16 protein-coding genes are annotated in these 21,358 nt (G+C 60.8%); 3 read left to right on the top strand and 13 right to left on the bottom strand.

Annotated elements, in window-relative coordinates; genetic code table 11:
- Positions 1 to 28: 28 nt before the first annotated feature.
- Both kynA and kynB read right to left on the bottom strand, forming a co-directional pair.
- Positions 29 to 886 (bottom strand): tryptophan 2,3-dioxygenase, encoded by an 858-nt coding sequence (gene kynA, locus BFN10_RS07515; protein WP_071489152.1) that lies wholly within the window; start codon positions 884 to 886, stop codon positions 29 to 31.
- Positions 883 to 1,533, bottom strand: coding sequence for an arylformamidase (gene kynB, locus BFN10_RS07510; RefSeq protein ID WP_071489151.1), 651 nt, complete (start codon positions 1,531 to 1,533; stop codon positions 883 to 885). The genes kynA and kynB overlap by 4 nt, the downstream gene beginning before the upstream one ends.
- A gap of 375 nt (positions 1,534 to 1,908) precedes the next feature.
- Between kynB and BFN10_RS07505 the strand changes: the two genes are divergently transcribed.
- Positions 1,909 to 2,253, top strand: a complete 345-nt coding sequence (locus tag BFN10_RS07505; RefSeq protein WP_010206533.1) for a cupin domain-containing protein — start codon at positions 1,909 to 1,911, stop codon at positions 2,251 to 2,253.
- Positions 2,254 to 2,301: 48 nt separating this feature from the next.
- On the opposite strand, the gene mmsB is transcribed toward BFN10_RS07505, so the two are convergent.
- Both mmsB and BFN10_RS07495 read right to left on the bottom strand, forming a co-directional pair.
- Positions 2,302 to 3,189 (bottom strand): 3-hydroxyisobutyrate dehydrogenase, encoded by an 888-nt coding sequence (mmsB, locus tag BFN10_RS07500; protein ID WP_071489150.1) that lies wholly within the window; start codon positions 3,187 to 3,189, stop codon positions 2,302 to 2,304.
- 14 nt (positions 3,190 to 3,203) lie between these two features.
- Positions 3,204 to 4,721 (bottom strand): CoA-acylating methylmalonate-semialdehyde dehydrogenase, encoded by a 1,518-nt coding sequence (locus tag BFN10_RS07495; protein WP_016974890.1) that lies wholly within the window; start codon positions 4,719 to 4,721, stop codon positions 3,204 to 3,206.
- Positions 4,722 to 4,850: 129 nt separating this feature from the next.
- Between BFN10_RS07495 and BFN10_RS07490 the strand changes: the two genes are divergently transcribed.
- Together BFN10_RS07490 and BFN10_RS07485 are read left to right on the top strand one after the other, a co-directional pair.
- Positions 4,851 to 5,798: a LysR family transcriptional regulator gene (locus tag BFN10_RS07490; protein WP_071489149.1), complete on the top strand. Its 948-nt coding sequence runs from the start codon at positions 4,851 to 4,853 to the stop codon at positions 5,796 to 5,798.
- A 326-nt stretch (positions 5,799 to 6,124) separates the two neighbouring features.
- A complete protein-coding gene (locus tag BFN10_RS07485; RefSeq protein WP_071489148.1) occupies positions 6,125 to 6,415 on the top strand; it encodes a DUF3077 domain-containing protein in 291 nt (96 codons plus the stop codon).
- 45 nt (positions 6,416 to 6,460) lie between these two features.
- On the opposite strand, the gene BFN10_RS07480 is transcribed toward BFN10_RS07485, so the two are convergent.
- The 9 genes from BFN10_RS07480 to recC all read right to left on the bottom strand — a co-directional run bounded on the left by BFN10_RS07480 (position 6,461) and on the right by recC (position 21,208).
- Positions 6,461 to 7,408, bottom strand: coding sequence for a LysR substrate-binding domain-containing protein (locus BFN10_RS07480; protein ID WP_071489147.1), 948 nt, complete (start codon positions 7,406 to 7,408; stop codon positions 6,461 to 6,463).
- Positions 7,408 to 8,256: an EamA family transporter gene (locus tag BFN10_RS07475; RefSeq protein WP_071489146.1), complete on the bottom strand. Its 849-nt coding sequence runs from the start codon at positions 8,254 to 8,256 to the stop codon at positions 7,408 to 7,410. The genes BFN10_RS07480 and BFN10_RS07475 overlap by 1 nt, the downstream gene beginning before the upstream one ends.
- Positions 8,257 to 8,309: 53 nt before the next feature.
- Positions 8,310 to 9,257 carry a TauD/TfdA family dioxygenase gene (locus BFN10_RS07470; protein WP_071489145.1) on the bottom strand — a complete coding sequence of 316 codons (948 nt, stop codon included), beginning with the start codon at positions 9,255 to 9,257 and terminating at the stop codon, positions 8,310 to 8,312.
- A 288-nt stretch (positions 9,258 to 9,545) separates the two neighbouring features.
- Positions 9,546 to 10,037: an outer membrane lipoprotein YfiB gene (gene yfiB / locus BFN10_RS07465; RefSeq protein WP_071489144.1), complete on the bottom strand. Its 492-nt coding sequence runs from the start codon at positions 10,035 to 10,037 to the stop codon at positions 9,546 to 9,548.
- A gap of 4 nt (positions 10,038 to 10,041) precedes the next feature.
- The gene (gene dgcN, locus BFN10_RS07460) at positions 10,042 to 11,304 is read right to left on the bottom strand and encodes a diguanylate cyclase DgcN/YfiN (RefSeq protein ID WP_071489143.1); all 1,263 of its coding nucleotides are present in this window, start codon (positions 11,302 to 11,304) and stop codon (positions 10,042 to 10,044) included.
- Complete coding sequence (yfiR, locus tag BFN10_RS07455) at positions 11,301 to 11,876, bottom strand: regulatory sequestration protein YfiR (protein ID WP_071489142.1); 576 nt, start codon at positions 11,874 to 11,876, stop codon at positions 11,301 to 11,303. Before yfiR ends, dgcN begins: the two co-directional genes overlap by 4 nt.
- Before the next feature lie 142 nt (positions 11,877 to 12,018).
- Complete coding sequence (gene recD / locus BFN10_RS07450; protein WP_071489141.1) at positions 12,019 to 14,088, bottom strand: exodeoxyribonuclease V subunit alpha; 2,070 nt, start codon at positions 14,086 to 14,088, stop codon at positions 12,019 to 12,021.
- On the bottom strand, positions 14,085 to 17,759 hold the full coding sequence (recB, locus tag BFN10_RS07445; protein ID WP_071489140.1) for an exodeoxyribonuclease V subunit beta: 3,675 nt from the start codon (positions 17,757 to 17,759) through the stop codon (positions 14,085 to 14,087). Before recB ends, recD begins: the two co-directional genes overlap by 4 nt.
- A complete protein-coding gene (gene recC / locus BFN10_RS07440) occupies positions 17,756 to 21,208 on the bottom strand; it encodes an exodeoxyribonuclease V subunit gamma (protein ID WP_071489139.1) in 3,453 nt (1,150 codons plus the stop codon). Before recC ends, recB begins: the two co-directional genes overlap by 4 nt.
- Between the last annotated feature and the right edge of the window lie 150 nt (positions 21,209 to 21,358).

Below are 21,358 nucleotides of genomic sequence, written 5' to 3'. Positions count from 1 at the left end.
CGGGGGCAAGCCCCCTCCCACATTTTGTTTACAGCGTGGAACGTACTCGCCACAGTTCTGGGAACAGCACGGTATCGAGCATCTTGCGCAAATACCCCACACCCTCCGTACCGCCGGTACCGGGCTGGAAGCCGATAATCCGCTCCACCGTCGTCACATGGCGGAAACGCCACTGACGGAACGAATCCTCCAGGTCGATAAACTTCTCGGCCAACTGATACAAATCCCAGTAACGCTTCGGGTCGCGGTACACCTCACGCCACGCCGCCTCCACGGACTCATCGTGAACCGTCGCCGCCGTCGGGTCGCGCTCGGCCCGCTTTGGATCAATCGCCAGGCCCGCCTTGATCATCAGGTTGATCGCCTCGTCATACAGCGACGGCGTGGCAATCGCCACTTTCAACTCGTTCAATAGCTCCGGCCGGTGGGCATGGGGCCGCAACAGCGCCGCGCTTTTATTGCCGAGGATAAATTCGATCTCGCGGTACTGGAATGACTGGAACCCCGACGACTGCCCCAGGAACGGGCGAATCGCCTTGTACTCCGAGGGCGTCATCGTCGCCAGCACCGCCCAGGCGTGCACCAGTTGATCGAAGATCCGCGACACCCGCGCCAGCATCTTGAACGCCGGTGGCAGCTCGCCCAGGCGTACATGTTCGCGGGCGGCCTTGAGTTCGTGGAGCATCAGCTTCATCCACAGCTCCGAGGTCTGGTGCTGGATGATGAAGAGCATTTCGTTGTGGTCCGGCGACAGCGGGTGCTGGGCGCTGAGGACTTTGCCCAGGTCCAGGTAATCGCCGTAGCTCATGGACTCGGAAAAATTCAGTTCGGCGTTATGCCATTCTTCGGGCGGCTGATAGTCAGCAGAGAAGGGACATTGGCTCATCGCGTGGGCTCCTTGAGCGGGCGGAGAATGGCGCGGACGGGGCTCGCGTCGAGGTTGGCAAAGCGCAGCGGCAGGGCGATCAGTTCGTAATCGCCCTCGGGGACGTCATCGAGCACGATGCCTTCGAGAATCGCCATGCCATGGCGCGCCACGGCGTTGTGGGAATCCATGGTCTTGGACTGCTGCGGGTCCAGCGAGGGCGTATCGATGCCGATCAAGCGCACTCCGAGGCTGGCGAGCAACTCGATGGTCTGCGGGGCGATGGCGGTGAAATTCGAATCCCATTCGGTCAGCGGCGCTTGTGGATAAGTACGCAGTAACACGCGCTCCGGCAAGTTATCCACACGGCCTTGAAGTTGGTGCGGCTGTATAAGCGCACCGCTGTCCAGGCAATGCAGCACGCGGCACGGCCCCATGTACACATCCAACGACACCTCACCAATGGCCGCGCCGTCCGCGCTGTAATGCAGCGGCGCATCCACGTGGGCGCCGGTGTGCGGCGACAAGGTGATGCGCCCGACATTCACTGGACACTCCGGGCCGAACTGCCACACGCGCTCTTCCTGGAACGGCGTATCCCCCGGCCAGGTCGGGGTCGCCGTACTCAAGGGCGGGCTGATATCCCACCACGTTTTTATTGGGTTCATTTCAAGGCTCTCGGCGGTTACTGGGGTGAATGATACGAGGGCCGGCTGCGAATTTTCTTGCGAATTCTGGCGTGAAGCGGGAAATCTTTCGCACTTACTGCGAAGAACGGACGAGAAATCGCACAAATATATCGTCCGGATGCGTCACCGTGCCCTGTGGGAGCCGGGCTTGCCCGCGATGACGGTGGCACTGCTTGCATCTTCATAGCCTGACACTCCGCTATCGCGGGCAAGCCCGGCTCCCACAGGGGTTCGCGGTAATTTCCGGATCATCACACCGCTGCGCTTCTGGGCATCCCGATGTCGAGTTCAGACCACTGACGCAACGCCCTAGGCCTTAGGGTGCATCCTTCCATTCCCTTCCTCGGAGTCATCATGTCCAAGCCCATCACCGTACTGCGCGACACTCATCCCCTGCCGGTCCTGGACGCGTGCAAATGGGAAAAACTCGAAGGCGACCCGCACACCGTCAACCTCAACGCCTACACCAGCGAAGACGGCAGCAAGATCATGGGCACCTGGATCTGCACCCCGGGCAAGTGGTACGTGGACTACGTGAAGTGGGAATACTGCCACTTCCAGGAAGGCTACTGCATCATCACGCCGGAAGGCCTGGAGCCGATTCACTTGCGAGCTGGGGATATCTTCGTGGTGGAACCGGGGATGAAGGGGACGTGGGAAGTGGTCGAGACGGTGCGTAAATATTTTGTGTTTGCTTGAGCCGCAAAAACCCGGGAGCCCACTATTAGCAGGCTCCCGGAACCGCCCCTACTTGGGCTTGCGATAGCTATTGATGATCGCCGAGAAGTCCTTGCCCCCTTCCCCACGCTGGCTCATCGATTGATACAACTGCTGGGCCACAGCGCCCAGAATCACGGGTTGCTTGGCCTGACGTGCAGCCTCAGTAGCCAGGCCCAGGTCCTTGAGCATCAGGTCGGCGCCAAACCCACCGGTATAACCACGGGACGACGGCGCGGTTTCAATCACACCCGGCCACGGGTTGTAGGTGTCGGAACTCCAGCAGCGCCCGGTAGAGCTATTGATGATGCCGGCCAGCACCTGGGTGTCGATGCCCAGCGCGTCGCCCAGCGCCATGGCTTCGCTGACGCCGACCATGCTGATCCCCAACAACAAGTTGTTGCAGATCTTGGCGATCTGCCCGGTGCCCACCTCACCGCAGTGCACGATGTTACGGCCCATCTGCGCCAGCACCGGTTGCAGGGTGGCGAACAGTTCCGGGGTGGCGCCGACCATGAAGGTCAGCGTCCCTGCGGCGGCGCCGCCAGTACCGCCAGAAACGGGCGCGTCGGCCATCACCACACCGTGTTTGGCGGCGGCAGCGGCGACGTCACGGGCAGTTTGTGGGTCGATGGTGCTGCAATCCACCGCCGGTACGCCTTTGCCAATGCCGGCAAGTACACCGTCATCATTCAGCCACACGCTGCGCACATGGGCGGCGGCGGGCAGCATGGTGATCACCAGCTCAGCGCCGGTGGCCGCATCACGCGGCGAATCGCTGATGGTGCCACCCAACTCGGCCAGTTCCTTGAGCACCGCCTGGTTCAGGTCAAACAGGTTCAGCGCATGGCCGGCCTTGATCAGGTTGCGAGCCATGGGTGCGCCCATGTTGCCCAAGCCGATAAATGCAATCTTCATGGTCGTCTCCCGGATCAGCGCAGGTTGATGGTGGTGTTGACGCCATCGTTGACCGTGTCGTCATCGAACCAGCGGCTGGTGACGGTCTTGGTCTGGGTGTAGAACTGCACCACTTGCTTGCCATATGGGCCGAGGTCGCCAAGCTTGGAACCACGGGAACCGGTGAAGCTGAAGAACGGCACCGGCACCGGGATCGGGATGTTGATGCCGACCTGGCCTACGTCGATTTCGCTCTGGAACTTGCGCGCCGCCGCGCCGCTCTGGGTGAACAGGCCGGTACCGTTGCCGAACGGGTTGGCGTTGACCAGGGCGATGGCCTCATCGAGGGTCGCCACTTCCAGCACCACCAGCACCGGGCCGAAGATTTCCTGGGTATAGATCTGCATGTCGGTGGTCACGCCCGAGAACAGCGTCGGGCCGACAAAGTTGCCTTGCTCGAAGCCCGGCACCTTGATGTCGCGGCCATCCAGCTCCAGCTTGGCGCCCTCTTTCACACCGCTTTCGATCAGCTCCAGAATGCGTGCCTTGGCACGCTTGGAAATCACCGGGCCGACATCGGTGCCGGCTTCGCTCCCCGCATTGACCTTGAGCTTTTGCGCCAGCGCTTTCAGGTCCGGCAGCCATTGCTTGGACGCGCCCACCAGCACCACCACCGAAGTGGCCATGCAACGTTGGCCCGCCGCACCGAAACCGGCGCCGACCAGGGCATTGAGGGTGTGTTCACGGTTGGCATCCGGCAGCACCACGGCGTGGTTCTTGGCGCCCATCATCGACTGCACGCGCTTGCCGTGTTTGCCGGCCAAGTCGTAGACATGAGTGCCCACGGCGGTCGAGCCCACGAAGGACACAGCCTTGATGTCTTTGTGGGTGCACAGTGCATCCACCACGTCCTTACCGCCGTGCACCACGTTGAGCACGCCAGCCGGCACGCCAGCTTCCAGCGCCAGCTCGACGAGCAGCATGGTCGACAGCGGGTCCTGCTCGGAGGGCTTGAGGACGAAGGTGTTACCGCAGGCAATGGCCATCGGGAACATCCACAGCGGGATCATCGCCGGGAAGTTGAACGGGGTGATACCGGCGCACACGCCGATGGGTTGGCGCAGGGTGTAGGTGTCAACGCCACCAGCGACGTTTTCAGCAAACTCGCCCATTTGCAGGGTGCCGATGGAGCAGGCGTGTTCCACCACTTCCAGGCCACGGAAAATATCGCCCTCGGCATCGGCAATGGTCTTGCCCTGCTCGTTGCTGAGGACCACGGCGATGCGCTTGGAATGTTCGCGGATCAAGGCTTGCAGCTTGAGCATGATGCGCATGCGCGCGCCGATCGGCGTCAGCTTCCAGGTCTGGAAGGCGCGGTGGGCAGCATCGATGGCAGCGTTGACTTCATCGGCAGTGGCGAACGGGACTTTGGCCAGCACCTCTTGGGTGGCCGGGTTGACGATGTCTTGCCACTCGGTGGTCTTGGACTCGACCCACTCGCCGTTGATCAGCAACTTGACCTGTTGCACGGAAATATCGGCAGATGCGTTCATGTGGTCTCCAATCTTATATTTATGCAGAGACAAGGCGCGTAACCGCCTTGGGAAATGAGGCGTTCGGACTGTTTTTGGAGTATAGATGTGCAAATCTCTAATAAGAACGCACATAAAAGCCGGACCAATATGCAAAAAAACATCACATCCCTGGGCTCCCTGAACTGGGATGACCTGAAGTTTTTCCTCGAAGTGGCCCGCACCCGCAAGGCCAGCGTGGCCGCCAAGCGCCTGGCGGTGGACTACACCACCGTGTCGCGGCGCATCAGTTCGCTGGAAGTGTCCCTCGGCACCCTGCTGTTCGAAAAATCCCGGACCAACGGCTTCGTACTCACCAGCGAGGGCCAGCGTTTGCTGGGCTATGCCGAGTCCATCGAAAGCACCCTGCACATGGCCTGCGAACAAGTCTCCGGCTCCGGCGTGGCGTTGTCCGGCCACGTGCGCATGGGCTGCACCGAAGGGTTCGGCAGCTTCTTCGTCACCCCGCAATTGAGCCACTTCGTCGACACCTACCCGGCCATCTCGGTAGACATCCTGCCCCTGCCGCACTTCATCAGCCTGTCCAAGCGCGAAGCCGACATCGTCATCGCCCTGGAACGCCCGGAACACGGGCCGTATGTGTGCTGCAAACTGTGCGACTACAAATTGCAGCTGTACGCAACCCAGGAATACCTCGATCAACACCCGCCGATCCGCAAACCAGTGGACTTGGCCGAGCATCCGTTTATCAGCTATGTGGATGACTTGGCGTTCAGCTCGGAGCTGCTGTACCTGGCAAACGTAGTGCCCGGAGCCAGCGCCAGTTTGCGCAGTACCAGCGTGATTGCGCAGTACGTGGCGGCGCAGCAAGGGCGGTCGATGGCGATATTGCCGTGTTTTTTGGCGGCGCAGGATCCACGGTTGTTACCGGTGCTGGGGGAGCAGATTTCCATCACTCGCCAGTTCTGGATGTATTGCCGGGAGGATCTGAGGAAGTTGAAGCGGATTACGTTGTTGTGGGACTACATCAGGGAGGTGACGGAGCAGAATCAGGGGCTGTTGATGGGGGAGACCAGGGAGATCAGGTTCGCGGATTAAAGGGCCATCAACGATGATTCGCTTTAATTTGCAGGACGTTTCCTAGAGACTCTCTACCCCATTGCGCCTTACCGTTTGGGTCACTAGCCTCCTGACTTCGCTGCTCATCAGCGATCGGGTTTAGCGACTCGGATTAGTTGGGATGTGATGCCAAAGTATTGCCAGGCTTTTTACCTGTCTCTACCATTTTATGGCGGCTGTACGCGGGAGACCTTCGGGTCTGCCGGGTTCCCAAATTTACCGGTTCGCTAACCCGTGTACAGCTGCCACCTCTTCATGTTTAGCGACATGCCGTGGTGACCCCTACTGCAAATTTGGGAAACATCATGTCAAAAATCGTCCCCGATCCACCGCTTTCCTCCATCACCACCCTCGGCGTAGTCACCTTCGGCGACTACGGCGAAAACGAAAAACCGCTGTTCCGCGTCAACGCCGGCATGCCCATTGAGGAAGCGCTGGAGCACGCCTCCACCCTGCTGTTCTACTCCAAGAAACTCGCGATGGAAGCCGCCATGGATGTACGCGGCGAGCAATACGCGTGGGCCGCGCATTACCTGTGTGAGATGGGCAAAGCCGTGGTCGATGACCTCACGCAAGCGATGACACCGGGCCGTTAAGCGAACACCGCTCGAGTGCGGGAGGAGCCCTGCTCCTCCCAACATTTAAACGACGGTAGTCCCGGCTATTTGTGGATACCGAGCCCGAACTTCGCGCAGGAACTCACCCGCACGGTTTTTGAGCCATTCAATCAGACGCGCAATATCCGGCTCTGACTGCCGCCCATTTCGACAAATGATGTAGTAGGCCGCAGGGGACATCATCACGGGGCTTTTCAACGCAACCAATGCACCGTTTTCCAATTGGTCATACACCAACGCAGTCCTGCCCAGCGCAATCCCTGCGCCCTTTACCGCCAGACTGATCGCCAGGCTCGAATCCGGAAAGCGCGGCCCATGGTGATAAGGCGGCGTCGGCAGGCCCTGAAACGCAAACCAGCTTTCCCACCCCGGACACACCTGATCGTCCATCCTATGAATCAGCGGGTATTGGGCGACATCCTCCGGCGCAATATCCCCCTTCGGCCTTAGAAATTCCGGCGAGCAAACGGGGAACACCGCGTCACGCATCAGCAGTTCAACATGATGATCCGGGTAATCGCCATACCCCATCACCACCGCGACATCGTATTGATGCGCTTCCAGACTGGTGCTGTTGATGTCGGCGCTGGTCAACACCAGATCAAGGTTGAACGAAGCCTCAGTGTGAGAGCCGTGCATCCTGGGGATCAGCCATGTCGAACAGAGCGAGGACGTGCATGAGAGGTACAGCGGACGGGACTTTGCGGGGTTGAGTGAATGCAAGACCCCATCCAGCGCCTTGAAAAATCCGTCGGTGACTGGCAACAAAGCCTGCCCTGCGGACGTCAGCTTGACGCCGCGCGAATGCCGCTCAAACAACTGCACGCCCCACCATTCCTCCAGGCCTGCAATTTGATGGCTGATGGCGCTAGCGGTGAGGTTAAGCTGCGACGCCGCACGCGCAAAGCTACCGGTTTGCGCAGCGCTGACGAACGCTTGAAGCATCGGAGTGGGAGGCGGACGCTGGGCCATCAGGTGCTCACTTTGATCAAGATGATCCCGCAAACAATGACGAATGCCGACAGCATCCGTCGCCAACCAAACTGTTCGTGAAAGAACAGCGCGGCAATAATGGCGCCGATAATAACACTGGTTTCCCGCAGCGCTGAGACCTTGGCCACCGCGTCCAGCGACAATGCAAACAACACCAATCCGTAAGACGCCAGGTAAAAAACACCGCCCAACAGGCCGACTCGCCAATGCCCACGTATCGCTCGCATCAAGGCCAAACGCTCCCTGGAAAACGCCAGAACCGGGATCGGAATGCTCTGGAATACCGTCAGGTAGATGATGTATTGCAACACCGTTTCACTGGCTCTCACGCCTTTGGCGTCCACCACCGTGTAAGCCGCGATAAACGCCCCGGCACACACCGCCATCAGGATCGGCTTGAGCATCTGCGCCGTCATCCTGCGCACAAAGGTCAGGCTGATAATGCCTACACAAATCAACACCACACCCGCCAGCACCTCGCGTGACAACTGCTCATGCAACAGAAAGTAGGAAAATAAAGCGACCAGTACCGGCGGTATCCCACGCATCACCGGGTACACCTGCCCGAAATCTCCCGCTTCGTAGGCTTTGATCAGAAATAGCCGATAGACCGTATTGAGTCCCACGGAGACGAGGATGTAGCCCCACACCTCCAGGCTCGGCACGCTGACAAACGGCAACGCCAAAAGGCATATCACCAGGGCGGTGCCATCCACCATGGCCAAGGTCATGAAGCGACTGCTGCCGGCGCGGACGACAGCGTTCCAAGTGGCGTGCATGAAGGCTGAGATCAAGACCAGCGTGATCGCGATATCGGAGTTGTCCATGGGGCTCGGCTTATGGCGGATAGTAGAGGATGTACGCTATGGGCATCGAGGTGTCATTGTTTACGCAACCACATCCGTAGCATGTAGCGATTTAGATCGCTCAAAGACTCAGCATCATCTATCACACAACGTGGCGTATTCCTGTCAATGAAGTGCGTGTGAGTATGAAGAAACTTATTATCGGCCGAAATAAGTACCTGCCCTGATTCCAGCAACACTCGCTGCTGAACGGATGACTGATCGAGAACAGTATCCAGAAAGTCCAGCGCTTGACATTGAGCCACCGTTAACGGCACTCCCGCTTTGATGTGGGCGGATTCAATGTAGACCCGAAAGTATCTGATCAGTGGAATGCCTTCATTGGAAAAACTCAGAATGGGCGCCTTGAAAAGCTGCTCTTCATCTGACATACCGCGGTTTTCAAAAAAGAAGTTGCATTTAAGCTCTTCCAATATTTCCGGAAACGCCATCAGCTCCGCGTATACCGCGCTTGCATCAATCAGGATGCTCTCGCCGCCCAAAAGCGCTTGCTGTCCGCAAGCCAGGATCAAGTAATCGATAGGTAGCGGATCGCTCACTCCATCGTTGTGTACGTACGCACCTTGACGGGTTTGATGGTATCTAGCCCCCTCCTCAATACTCTTACCGCCTCTGTCATAAACCTCAATCACCTTGTGACCCAGATGATTCTGTACCATAGGTACGCCAAGTAGCGAACCAAATGTCCATATCAGTGATTTAAAGTTTTCAAGTTTCTCGACCTTAAAACCATCAAGAATCAAGACATGGCATTCATGGTCGATCATGGTTCGGATTCTATCTAGTTCCTCACTCAAGACGGATGATTGTAGAGAATTGATGTAGGCAGCCTTGGTATCGAATCGAGCCCCCTGACTTTCACATGCTAGCAACTCTCTTGCGCTCAAAAGTTCATCGAAGGCACATTTTGAAAGTCTAACTTTGGAAACTGCTTGCCGGAAATCACTGACGTTTATATTCATCGCCATCCTTTACGGTGGTTAGTTGGAGCGTTCATTTAACTAAGCCCACCGTTTGCGAAAAAGCGAAACCTCGTCAGCCTAGCCATCAAAATTCGTCATGGCAGAGCTTTCCTACGTAGAAGTTACTTAGCAAACGCTGTTTCATGCGCACCGCCAAACCAACTGTGGGAGCTGGCTTGCCGGCGATAGTGGTGTCTCAGTACCGGATGTACTGACTGACACACTGCCATCGCTGGCAAGCCAGCTCCCACAGTTGATTGGGTTTCAAGTTGAGATGGGGGTAGTGACTCAGTCCGCAATCACCACAATCGACACCCGCCGATTCTCCGTGCGCCCTGCCGCCGTATCGTTGGAGGCCACCGGCTCGCTGCTGCCCAAGCCGCGCAGTTGGATGTTTTCTTCTTTCATGCCCACACCGGTCAACACCGCCGCCACGCTTTTCGCGCGGCGCAGGGACAGTTGCTGGTTGTAGGTTTCCTTGCCGGAAGCGTCGGTGTGGCCGTCGACGCGCACGCGCTCGATGCCGACACCCAGCAAGGCCTTGCCGATGCGTTGGACGATGTCGGTGCTGGGTTGGTTGAGCGTCTCGACGTCGCTGCCAAACAGCACTTTACCGGACAGGCCGAAGGCCCAGCCTTCGTCGGTCAGTTCGAAGCCTTGCTGCTTGAGGACCGCGACTTGTGCCGGGGTAAGGCCTTTGGGTGGAGCGGTCTGGCAGCCGCCAAGGGCGAGCAGGGCCACCAGCAAGGTGATAAACATGAAACGCGCGGTTGTGAACAAGGGGTCAACTCCTGTGTTGAACGTTGACGACGGAATTCTCCGACTCCGCCGTTTGCTGGCCGCCCGAGGACAAACGCTTGGCCTGGTACATCGCCGCGTCGGCGGCATTGAGCAAGGTGCCGGGTGTGGCGCCATGATCAGGGTAGATGGCGATACCGATACTGAGTGAGGTCAACACCTGGGTGTTGCCGGGCACCGGAATCGGCAGGTCCATGCTGGCGATGATTTTGTCGGCGATGCGCTCGGCGTCTTCCACCTTGTGCAGCGGCGCCAGCAGGATGGCGAACTCGTCACCGCCCAGGCGCGCGACCAGGTCATCCTCACGCAGTTGCGCACGCACGCGCTCGGCCACCGCTACGAGAACGGCATCGCCGGCGGCGTGGCCAAAGCTGTCGTTGATCTCTTTGAAACGGTCGCTGTCGAGGTAGAGCACCGCCAGTTGTTCCTTGGCCTTGGCCGCACTGCGCAGGGCACGGATCAGACGGCCTTCGAAGTACGCACGGTTAGGCAGGCCGGTGAGGCTGTCGTGATTGGCCTGGTGGGCGAGGGATTCGTTTTCGCTTTGCAGATGGTTTTGCCAGGCTTCCATCTCGCCGAGCAAAGCGTTGAAGTCGCTGCCCAGGCTGTCCAACTCGGCGATTCGCGCCGGCGGCACACGGCGATCGAAGTCGCGTTCGCTGCGGGCGGCGTGGGCCACGGCGGCGAGGCTTTGCAGTGGGCCGGTGATACCGCGCAATAAGCGTCGCGCCAGGTGCAGAGCGATCCACGCGCTGAGCGCGGTGCAGATGAGGATCCCGGCCAGGCCACTGAGCAGGAAACGCAGCAGGCTACCGCCGTGACCGGTGAGGTGAGTGCTGCCGATGACTCGCCCTTGGTGGAGGATAGGCTGGCTGATGGGTTGTTCGAGCAGGGTGTGCGCCAGCTCCAGTTCAACTCGCGAGAGCATGCCGGTATCCGGACGTATCCACTGCGCCAGCAACTTGCCATTGGCGTCGAAGACTTCGGCCTGGGCCACTTCTTCGGTGGAGGCGATCAGGCTGAGCGCTTCAGTGGCTGCCGCGCTGTCGTTGAACACCACTGCCGCTTCCACGGTGTAGTTGATAGAGCGCGCGATCAGGTGCAGGTTGTGTTCGGCATACACCCGCAGCGCCAGCACACCCAGCAGGGTCAGCGAGATGCTGGCCAGGGTCACCGCCACCAGAGCCAGGATCAGGTGCCCCCTGCCGATGACCGAGCGCAGGGTAGGTCGCACTTTGGTGACAGTCATGGCGCAGGCGCTCGCCGACGGGACAACTGCAGCACGCTGGGGTGAATGCGCACGCCGCTGCGCGCCACGGAGTCGAGGTTGACCTCGAAGGACACTTGCTCATCACTCACCCGCAGGCAGAACAGGCTGCCCACGGTGCACTGGTCGCCGCCTTCGCTGATGCTCAGCACCGGGTGACCGATCAACGAGGTGAACAACTGGCTACGCTCATCGGCACTCAGTTTGCCGATGTACACCGCATCGCACGCGTTGACGATATCGGGATGGTTGGCCAGCAGGCGCTGCACCACCACCGGACGACCGGTGGCCTGGGTGGTGCCTTTGATCAGGTCGTCGGTGTATTGGGTCGGGCCGACGACGCACAGGCGCAATTGCGCAGGCTCGACCGGCCAGCGCGCATAACTGAGGATACCGAGTACCACCTGAGTGACCGCTTGGGCGCGCTGGGCGGCAAGATCAGCGGGGTCGGGCGCCTGGGCGAAGGCGCGCGGCGCGAGTACGCACAGCAACGCCACCAGCAGCATGCGTCTCCAGCTCAAACTGCGCTCTGTGGGCGAGACAGCCACGTTCATGCAGCGATTCTCTCAGGTGTTTTTTAGATGATGCCGCAACGATAGCACAGCGGCGCAAAACCCCGCGAAGAGTAGGTCTTCACGGGGGCCGCTATTTTTCCAGAAAAATCAGTCGACTGAATCAGAAAAATGGCATGACCTGTCAGTCAGTTTTTTCCGGTTCGTGGCCCAATTCCAGCATCAGCCCACTCAAGCGCTTGACCTTGCGCCTGACCGCCTCTTCAAACACACCCCCTCGGGGCTCGATCAGGCTGAACCAGCGCTTGGCCCGCGTGATGCCGGTATAGATCAATTCTTTGGTGAGCACGGGGTTCAACGCATCCGGCAGGATCAATGCGGTGTGGGTGAACTCGGAGCCCTGGGATTTATGCACGGTCATGGCGTAAACAGTTTCCACATCATTCAGACGGCTAGGCAGCACAAATCGCACACCGCCCTGGCCATCGTTGCGCGGGAAGGCCACGCGCAACACCTGGGGGCCGCCGTCGCTTTCGGGCAATTTGAGGGCGATGCCGATATCGCCGTTCATCAGGCCAAGACCGTAATCGTTGCGGGTCATCAGCACCGGGCGGCCTTCGTACCATTGCTCGTCGCCTTCGATCAAACGTACCTTGCGCAGGGCAGCAGTGATGCGCAGGTTCAGGCCTTCCACGCCCCAGGGGCCTTTGCGTACCGCGCAGAGCAGTTGGAACGCATCGAAGGCCTGCAGCAGTTGTTGCGCCCAGTGGGTCCAGGCGTCGCTTTCCCGCGGGGTATCAAGTGACGGGCGGGCGCTGTGCAGCAGGTTGAGGTAATAGCGATAACCGTGGGCGCCATCACCCTGCCCGTCCAGCACCAGACGCTCCAGGGCGTGGTCGTGCTCGCCCTTTAGGCTGACGCAGAACAGATCATCGTGACTGCGCGCCGCCAGCAGCTTGCGCGCCTCTTCGGCATTTTGCTGGTTGACCCAACGCGCCAGTTTGCCGATGCCACTGCCCTCGCCGAAACGCCGCGAGTAACGCAGCATCACCACTTGTTGGGCCAATGGGTGGCTGGCGTCGAGGTCTTCCTGCAGGCCGCTGGCACTGAGGTCTTCGCCGCTGACCGCTTGCAACCATTGGCGGGTCTCGGTGCTGTAGAAGCCGGCTTCGGCGTCGCGACACAAGTCACCGAGCACTGCACCCGCCTCTACCGACGCGAGTTGGTCCTTGTCGCCCAGCAGCACCAGGCGTGCATGGGGCGGCAAGGCGTCGAGCAGGTTGGCCATCATTTCCAGGTCGATCATCGAGGCTTCGTCCACGACCAACACATCCAGGGGCAATGGGTTGCCAATGTGATGCCGGAAGTGCCGCGTGCCCGGGCGACTGCCCAGCAGGCGGTGGACAGTGGTGACCTGGGTCGGGATTTTTTCCTTCACGTTGTCCGGCACTTTCAGCGACAGCACTTGCTGACTGATGGACTCGGTGAGGCGTGCGGCAGCCTTGCCGGTCGGTGCGGCCAGGCGAATGCGCAACGGACTGCCGGCTTCCACGGCGGGCGCCTGCAACAGCGCGAGCAGGCGCACCACAGTGGTGGTCTTGCCAGTGCCAGGGCCGCCGGTGACGATGCTGAATGCGCCGCGAGTGGCCAAGGCACAGGCGAGTTTTTGCCAGTCGATCACGCCGTCGGGCGGCGGTTGGTCAAACAAACGGCTCAGGCGCTGCGGCAGATCGGCGGCGACGTTTTCCTGGGTGGCGAGCCGTAGACGCAAGGCGGTATCGATGCGCCGCTCGTAGGTCCAGTAGCGGCGCAGATACAGGCGTTTGCCGGATAGGACCAACGGACGGCTTTGGGCGGGCTCGCTGCCATCGACGGCCAGGGCGACCAGATGGCTGGCGGCGAGCGCGTGGCACCAGTGGGCGCCGTCGAGGCCGTCGAGCAACTGCGATGGCAGCAGCATGGCACCAGTTTGCAGGTCGCCTTCAGGCGGCAGTGACAGGGCGAAATCGGGCGCCTTGAGGGTTTCGAACAAATCGAGGCAGACGTGACCATGACCCAATTGATGGCTGGTCAGCGCGGCGGCTAGCAGCACCAGCGGGTCAGCCTGTGGATCGAGCTCGTGCAGGAAGCCGACGAAGGCTTTGTCCAGGGCACGCAACCAGCCACGCTCCACCCAACGCGCCAGCAATTGCACCAGGTCGGCGGCGCGGCTGAGGGGTGTCAGCTCCTCCAGCGGTAATGGCGACAGGCTCATAACAACACTCCTTGTTCCCAGGCGGGCTCAACCCTGGGCGGGATCGGCTTGCCCTGGAACAGCAGGTCCAGGCCTTCGATCAGCTCTCGTGGCGGCCGGGTGAAATACGCCCCCTGGCTCGCGGACTGCGTACCACGCAGGAAAATGTACAGCGCACCGCCGATATGACGGTCGTAGTCGTAGTCCGGCAGGCGCGCCTTGAGTTGGCGGTGCAGGGCCAGCAGGTAAAGTACGTATTGCAGGTCGTACCGATGCTCGAGGATCGACTGTTCCATGGCGTCCGGGGTGTAGGCCGAATCGTCGGGGCCAAGCCAGTTGGATTTGTAATCGGCGACGTAATAGCGTCCGTCGTGTTCGAAGGTCAAATCGATAAAGCCCTTGAACATGCCGTTGAGCAGCACCGGTTCGGCGGCGACGCGGGAGACGCCGTTATGGGTGTATTGGCACACCAGTTTGTCGAGGGCGAGTACGTCGACTTTGTGGCTGGCGAACCAGAACTCCATTTCAATCTGGTACTGCTGCAACCGGCTGAGGGAAACGTGACCGTTTTCCACCGGCAATGGTGTTTGCAGCAGGTGGCCGAGCCAACTGCCGAGGGTGGTGATCCAGCCCTCCCAGTTGCGCCGATTGCAGCGGGCGCCCACGGCTTTTTCGATCGCCTCGGGTGTGACGTTGAAGCCCTCCTCCCCGGCCCACTCCAGCAGCCCGTGGAGAAAGGTCCCAGGGTTGGGCCCACGTGGGAAGCGGTGAATGTCACCGCCGGACGCCGCCACTTCGCGGGGTGCGTCGGGGTCGAGGCGTTCGTCATCGAACAGCTTTTGGGCCTGTGGGCTTTCCGGCGCTTCGAGCGTGGCAGCGCTCATGCTGTCGCCGATGCGCAAGGCGCTGTAGGAGGCAATCCACCAGTTTTCCGCCGCCTTGCGCTTGGGCAGCAGGGGCGCGCGCAGCGTGGCTTGGTTGCGCGGTGGGTGGAAGAGGATGTCTTGCGCTTCGGGCACTTGGGCGTAGTTGATTGCCGTGCAACCTTCTTGAAGGTCCAAGAGCCAGCGCGCCAAACCGGCGGACTCTCCCAGCGATGCGCCTGCGCCAAGCAAATAGCCCAGTGCCGAAAGGTGCAGTACGGAGCTGTTGCTGTTGCCGCGCTTGAGGTCGGCAATGCCCAGCCAACACGCATGTTTGGCACGGGTCAGGGCGACGTAGAACAGGCGCAGGTCTTCGGCGAGGCGCTCGTTGTCGGCCTGGGCGATCAACTCGGGCGTTGGGCGCAGGCTGACCTGGGATTTGCCGTGTTCATCGTGGTAGTGCAGCGGCAAGCGGCTGCCGTCCACCGGTTTGGCCGAGCAGATGAACGGCAGGAAAACCAGGTCGTATTCCAGGCCTTTGGATTTGTGGATGGTCACGACCTTGACCAGTTGCTCATCACTTTCCAGGCGCAGGATCTGTTCTTCACCCGCCTGGCCCGAGAGCGCCAGGTGTTCGGCCAGGTGGCGGATCAGCGCCTGTTCGCCGTCCAGTTCCGAGGCCGCTTGTTGCAGCAGTTCGCTGAGGTGCAGCAGGTTGGTCAGCACACGCTCGCCATCACTGCGCGCGATCAGGGTTTGCGGCAGTTTGAAGTCGTGCAGCAGGCGCCGCAGCATCGGCAGCACGCCTTGGGTGCGCCAGATTGCGCGGTAGCCACGGAACTGCATGACGCGGCTTTCCCACGCGAGTTCGTCCTGGTTCAGACGCTCCAGTTCCGGTAAAGACAGGTTCAGGGTGACGCAGGCCAAGGCGGCACGCAAAGGGCGCTCCACGTCCGGTTCGGCGCAGGCCTTGAGCCAGGCCAGCAGGTCGTGGGCTTCCTGGGCGGCGAACACCGAGTCCTTGTCGGACAGGTAAACGCTGCGCACACCACGGGCGGCCAGTTCTGCGCGTACCGCCTGGGCTTCCTTGCCGTCGCGCACCAGAATGGCAATATCTGACGGCAGCACGCCTTTGAAGCTCGCGTCCGGTTGCAGGAAACCGGCACTGCCCTGCTGCCCACCGTTGAGCAATTCAACAATGTGCGTGGCACAGGCCGCCGCCAGCTGCTGACGATACAGCACGTTGGAAATCGGCTGGTCGGTGGGCAAGTGCCAGAGGTTCAATGCCGGCAACGTTTGCCCATCGACCTGCAAGTGTTCCTTGCGGCCTTGGGACAGCACCGAGTGGAACGGTACGGGGTTTTTGCCATCCGGCTCGCGGAACAGGAACGCACCCCGGCCCGTTTCCGCACGCTGGAACACATGGTTCACCGCTTCGACCATCGCATGGCTGGAGCGGAAGTTGGTACCCAGGGTGTGATGGCGGCCGGTGGTGGACTGGCGGGCGCGCAAGTAGGTGTAGATGTCGGCGCCACGGAAGGCGTAGATCGCCTGCTTGGGGTCGCCGATCAGGAACAGGCCGCTGTCGAGGTGGTTTTCTTCAATGCGGTAGATGCTGTCGAAAATGCTGTATTGCACCGGGTCGGTGTCCTGGAACTCGTCGATCAACGCCACCGGGAACTGCTCGCGGATCACGCTCGCCAGACGCTCGCCTCCCTCGGATTGCAGGGCGGCATTGAGGCGGATGAGCATGTCGTCGAAGCCCATTTCGGCGCGTCGACGCTTTTCCTCTTCGAAGCGTTTGCCGACCCAACCGGCCGCGTGTTGCAACACGGCGGCGTCGGGCGTCGGCAAGGCATCCAGGGCAGCCTTGAGGCTGGCCATGGCATCGATACCCGGATGCTGCGGCGGCTCGCCCTTCCAGGCTTCGGCCATGCCGTCGGGTGTCAGGCGAGTGAAACCGGTGCCGATATCGAGTTGTTCGAGGGTGTCGTCAACAGCCCAGGCGCTGATCTTCTCGAACCAGGGCTCGAAGTAGCGGGCTTGCATCTTGCGGCCATCGACGGCCTTGGCCGCCACGGCTTGCAGGCAGATATCACGTAGCTCGGCGGCCCACTGCTGCCACGGTGCCTTGAGTTGCATCAGCGCTTCACGGCGTTCTTGGAGGCAGGCGTCGATCAGCTCGGCGGGCTCGCGGGTCTCTCCGACGGGCCGTTCGCTGCCGAACAGCGCACGGACTCGCGGCATCAACGCGGCAGGCCCGACCCAGTTGTTGCGCACCCAGTTGAGCGCATCGTCATGCATCGGGTAGCAGAACAGCCGCCAGTAGTCGCGCAGCACCTCGCCGAGCAGATCGCTGTGGTCGGTTTCCAGAGTCTGGGTGAACAAACTGCCACTGTCGAAGGCGTGCTCGCGCAGCATGCGCTGGCACCAACTGTGGATGGTCGAAACGGCGGCTTCGTCCATCCATTGCGCAGCGATGTCCAGCCGATTGGCGCAGGCCGGCCATTGGTCGACGGGATATTCGTCACGCAGATCAGCGATAAGGGCGTCGGGCTGTTCAATTTCTGTGCGGAAAAAGCGTGCGGCTTCGGCCAGACGGATACGGATGCGTTCACGCAGCTCTTTGGTGGCGGCGTCGGTAAAGGTCACCACCAGGATTTGAGGCGGTAGCAGTTCGCGGCCAAAGCCAGCCCCTTCACTACCGTGACCGAGGACAAGGCGCAGATAAAGGGCGGAGATAGTGAAGGTTTTGCCGGTGCCGGCGCTGGCTTCAATCAGCTGGCTGCCGTTGAGCGGGAAGGCCAGGGCCAAGGGTTTGTGGTTCATGCGCCGGCCTCCTCGCTTGTGAGTGATCGCCAGGGGGCGTTGAGCAGGGGGCGATACAGGGTTTCGCACCAACCTTCGAATTCTTCGCTGGCAATAAGTGTGGCGTAGTCCGGGAATTGCCGGGTGAGCGCTGGGGTTTCGCGGCGCTCGCCTTCGTTGTTGAGCCCGTCACCCTCGTAGGCTTTACCCGCGGCCGCTTCGGCCTTGGCCGGGTCAGTTTGGCCGAGCCAGGCAAACGCGGTCTTGACGGCGATGGGCAACGGTTTGCTCATCCCGGTGTGCCAGGCGAGCAGCAAGTTGCAGAGAATTTCCTGGGCATTGGCTTGATCCAGCGGTGGCAGCAGCAGGGTGTCATCACTGGCCACCAAGCCGGTGCTTAACGGCAGACCGCAAGCGCAGGCAACCACGTGATTGACCCAGGGTCGAATCAGGCGATGCCACTTGCGGGTCTTGATCGAGCCGATGCTGTTGGGGATGGTGGTGACGCTGAGCAACCCACCATCACTGCGTCTATGCAGCCCGCTGATCCAGCCTTCCAACTGAATGCCGCGATGCTCAAAACTGATCGGTTCGGCGCCGGGGTGCGGGGTGGGCCAGAGGGCCAATAATTGTTGGTAGCGTCGCAGCAGATCGGGCAATGGCTCGATCAGTTCGTTGCGAAGGCACTCGCCGAAACCCACCATCGGCAACAGGCCACTGCTTTGCAGGCGCAAAGCCTGGGCGTTCAGCGCCTGGTCGAAGTGATCGGGCGCGGTGAGTGCTGCACTGAGCAGACTATCGCTCAGGCTGTAGCGTTGCAGCGCGTCGAGCACGAAGGGTTCTTCGTCGGCCAGCGGTACTTCGGCGGCCTCGAAGAATACTTTCAGGCGTTGGCTGAAGAAGTGTTTGACGGGGTTGCGCAGGAAGTCTTGTAGCTGGCCGAGGGTCAGGGGCTCGTCCTGTTGATGGGGCGCCAGGCCGTGTTCTGTCGGAGTGGTATCGGATGCTTCGTGGAGCAACTGCCATTCGCGCGCATAGCTGAACAGCGAGTCGCCCTCATGGAAGTAGCGAGCGCTGAACGGTTGCAGTGGATGCTCCTGGGTCATGGCTTCGATCAGCGGCTCGTCACTGTCAGCGCAGTGCCAGCCACTGGCCAGATGGTCACGCAGTTGGCCGATTAACACCGAGGCCGGGCGATCGCTGTTGTCGCGGATGCTGCGGCCGACCCAACTGATATAGAGCTGGTCGCGGGCTGAAAGCAGCGCCTCGAGCAGCAAGTAGCGGTCGTCTTCGCGGCGTGAACGGTCGCCGGGGCGGTAGTCACTGCCCATCAGGTCGAAGTCCAACGGGGGCTGCGCGCGCGGGTAGTCGCCATCGTTCATACCGAGCAGGCACACCAGCTTGAAAGGGATCGCACGCATAGGCATCAGGGTGCAGAAATTGACAGCCCCGGCGAGGAAGCGTTGGGACAGGCGCCCTTGGTCCAAACCCGCTAGCCAGGCTTCACGGACTACGGTGAGGGGTAAGTCGTCGTTGAGGCCGACGGACTCGCAGGTTTCCAGCCACGCTTCTCTGAGTTGTTCGAGTTGGCCCAGCAGGTAGTCGTCGTGTTCGCTACTCGGCAAGAAAAACAATTGCATCAAGCGTTGCAGGCGTTCGCCCCACTCCTTCGCGGGAGCGGGTTGAGACAGGGCTTGGTGCGCATCGTTGAGTGCGTCGAGCACGGCGACCAGGGGGCCGATCAGGACAGCGTCGAGTCCACCGATTTCGTCATAGGGCTCGATACCGTCACACGCTGCACCTGTACCTACGGCGTAACCGAGCAACATGCGGCGCAGGCCGAAACGCCAACTGTTTTGTTCCAGCCCGGTTGGCAGGCCGAGGTCTGCACGTTGTTCGGCGTTGAGCCCCCAGCGGATGCCGGCGCCTTCTATCCAGCGGTGCAACGTGGGCAGGTCGCGCTCCTTGATGGCAAAGCGTTCGCGCAAGGCTGGAACATCAAGCAGGTCTAGAATTTCGCTGACGGGAAAGCGGCTGTCGGGGAGTTTCAGCAGGTGTTCGACAGCGATCAGCAGAGGGTCGCGGCCGCGTTGGCCTTGGTCGGTCAGGGTGAACGGGATGAAGCGTGGGTCATTGCGCTCGAGCTGCCCGAACACGGCGCGGATGTGCGGCGCGTAGCTGTCGACGTCAGGGACCATGACGATGATATCCCGGGGGCGCAGCGTGGGGTCGGCGCTGAAGCGTTGGAGCAGTTGGTCGTGGAGGATTTCCACTTCGCGTTGGGCGCTGTGGGCGATGTGGAAGCGGATTGAGGTATCACGCTCCAGATCCACAGCGGGCCATAGTTCGCGGGTTTCATTGAGTGGGCGCAGTTCGAGGATATCGTCCTGGAGTTGATTGAGCAGTGTTGTCGGCTCGCTGTCGCTGAACAGGTCGATGCGGCCGTCGCGGAAAGCGGCGCGGTAGCTGTTGGGGTCGTCGTAGCTGTCCAGCAAGCTGATGTAGTCACGACCTTGCTTGCCCCAGGCCGCCAGTAACGGGTGGGCGTGCTGGTGCAGGGTTTGTGGGTCGATGGTGACCGGCATGCCCGCTTTACGCGCCTGCCGCTTGTATTCGTTACGCAGCAGGTCTTTGTCGGCGACGATGTCGGACCAATGGTGGCGGCAAGGGTTGTGCACACAGAGCAGGACTTGGCTGAAGCGCGCGAGGCCGGCGAGGGCCTCCAGCGCCTGGGCGGGCAACGAGGAGATGCCAAAAACGATGACGCGGGATGGCAGGCCCTCGGGCGCTTTTTCCAGTGTATTGATGCGCTCGATAAAACGTTGGTGAACCCCGGCGCGGCTTTTGGCCATGCCTTCTTCACCAACATCCAACAGCAGCGCGCGCCATAGTTCGGCTTGCCAGCAGTTGGCTGGATTAAGGGGTTTGGATTCACCTCGACCGTTACGCAATTGGTGGCGGCCGGCGGCCCAATCTTCCAGCCAGTCGGCACGGTAGACCTGGTATTGGTCGAACAGGTCAGCCAGGCGCTCGGCGAGTTGGTAGCGTTTACGCAAGTCGGTGTCGTGGGTGAGGAAGCGCTGCAGCGGTTCGAAGTGCGGCTGATCGATAAGCTCCGGAAGCAGGCGCATCAGGCGCCAGGTCAGTGGGGCTTTATCGAGCAGGGATTTGGGCGGGATTTCGTCACGGCCCAGAACCATACGGTAGAGCTGCCACATGAAACTGCCAGGGAGCTGCACGTCGATTGCCGCCGCGATGCCGCAACCGCCCATGTCGTCGTCTTCCGGGTCTTCGGCCAGAGCCAACTTGAGCCACTGGGCGATACCGTTGCTTTGTACCAGGGCGATTTCGTTTTCCAGGGGTGCCAAGGGGTACCGGCGCATCCAACTGACCACCAGGCTGCGAAGTTCGTCCAGGCGGTTGCCGTGAACCACCATGAATCCAGCACTGAGGGACGTCGCATCCGGCATAACGGCTTCCTTGGGAAAGGCAAAATCGAGGGTGGGACTTTAGCACTGTGGGCAGTTGTTGGCCGAATTGGGATGTTAGCTGTCTTTTCGACCGCCCAAAACAAAACCCCTGACTGCGTTAGCAATCAGGGGTTCTGGAATTTAATCTTG

Origin of the sequence: Pseudomonas extremorientalis (assembly GCF_001870465.1) — a bacterium.
Lineage (GTDB): Bacteria > Pseudomonadota > Gammaproteobacteria > Pseudomonadales > Pseudomonadaceae > Aquipseudomonas > Aquipseudomonas extremorientalis.
The sequence above is the reverse complement of the archived record's forward strand: the minus strand, read 5'-3'. Positions and strand labels throughout refer to the sequence as shown.

What these genes read in the sequence shown, in the direction of transcription:
- kynA (WP_071489152.1), bottom strand. Translation starts at nt 886, where the DNA reads ATGAGCCAATGTCCCTTCTCTGCTGACTATCAGCCGCCCGAAGAATGG.
- kynB (WP_071489151.1), bottom strand. Translation starts at nt 1,533, where the DNA reads ATGAACCCAATAAAAACGTGGTGGGATATCAGCCCGCCCTTGAGTACG.
- BFN10_RS07505 (WP_010206533.1), top strand. Translation starts at nt 1,909, where the DNA reads ATGTCCAAGCCCATCACCGTACTGCGCGACACTCATCCCCTGCCGGTC.
- mmsB (WP_071489150.1), bottom strand. Translation starts at nt 3,189, where the DNA reads ATGAAGATTGCATTTATCGGCTTGGGCAACATGGGCGCACCCATGGCT.
- BFN10_RS07495 (WP_016974890.1), bottom strand. Translation starts at nt 4,721, where the DNA reads ATGAACGCATCTGCCGATATTTCCGTGCAACAGGTCAAGTTGCTGATC.
- BFN10_RS07490 (WP_071489149.1), top strand. Translation starts at nt 4,851, where the DNA reads ATGCAAAAAAACATCACATCCCTGGGCTCCCTGAACTGGGATGACCTG.
- BFN10_RS07485 (WP_071489148.1), top strand. Translation starts at nt 6,125, where the DNA reads ATGTCAAAAATCGTCCCCGATCCACCGCTTTCCTCCATCACCACCCTC.
- BFN10_RS07480 (WP_071489147.1), bottom strand. Translation starts at nt 7,408, where the DNA reads ATGGCCCAGCGTCCGCCTCCCACTCCGATGCTTCAAGCGTTCGTCAGC.
- BFN10_RS07475 (WP_071489146.1), bottom strand. Translation starts at nt 8,256, where the DNA reads ATGGACAACTCCGATATCGCGATCACGCTGGTCTTGATCTCAGCCTTC.
- BFN10_RS07470 (WP_071489145.1), bottom strand. Translation starts at nt 9,257, where the DNA reads ATGAATATAAACGTCAGTGATTTCCGGCAAGCAGTTTCCAAAGTTAGA.
- dgcN (WP_071489143.1), bottom strand. Translation starts at nt 11,304, where the DNA reads ATGACTGTCACCAAAGTGCGACCTACCCTGCGCTCGGTCATCGGCAGG.
- yfiR (WP_071489142.1), bottom strand. Translation starts at nt 11,876, where the DNA reads ATGAACGTGGCTGTCTCGCCCACAGAGCGCAGTTTGAGCTGGAGACGC.
- recD (WP_071489141.1), bottom strand. Translation starts at nt 14,088, where the DNA reads ATGAGCCTGTCGCCATTACCGCTGGAGGAGCTGACACCCCTCAGCCGC.
- recB (WP_071489140.1), bottom strand. Translation starts at nt 17,759, where the DNA reads ATGAACCACAAACCCTTGGCCCTGGCCTTCCCGCTCAACGGCAGCCAG.
- recC (WP_071489139.1), bottom strand. Translation starts at nt 21,208, where the DNA reads ATGCCGGATGCGACGTCCCTCAGTGCTGGATTCATGGTGGTTCACGGC.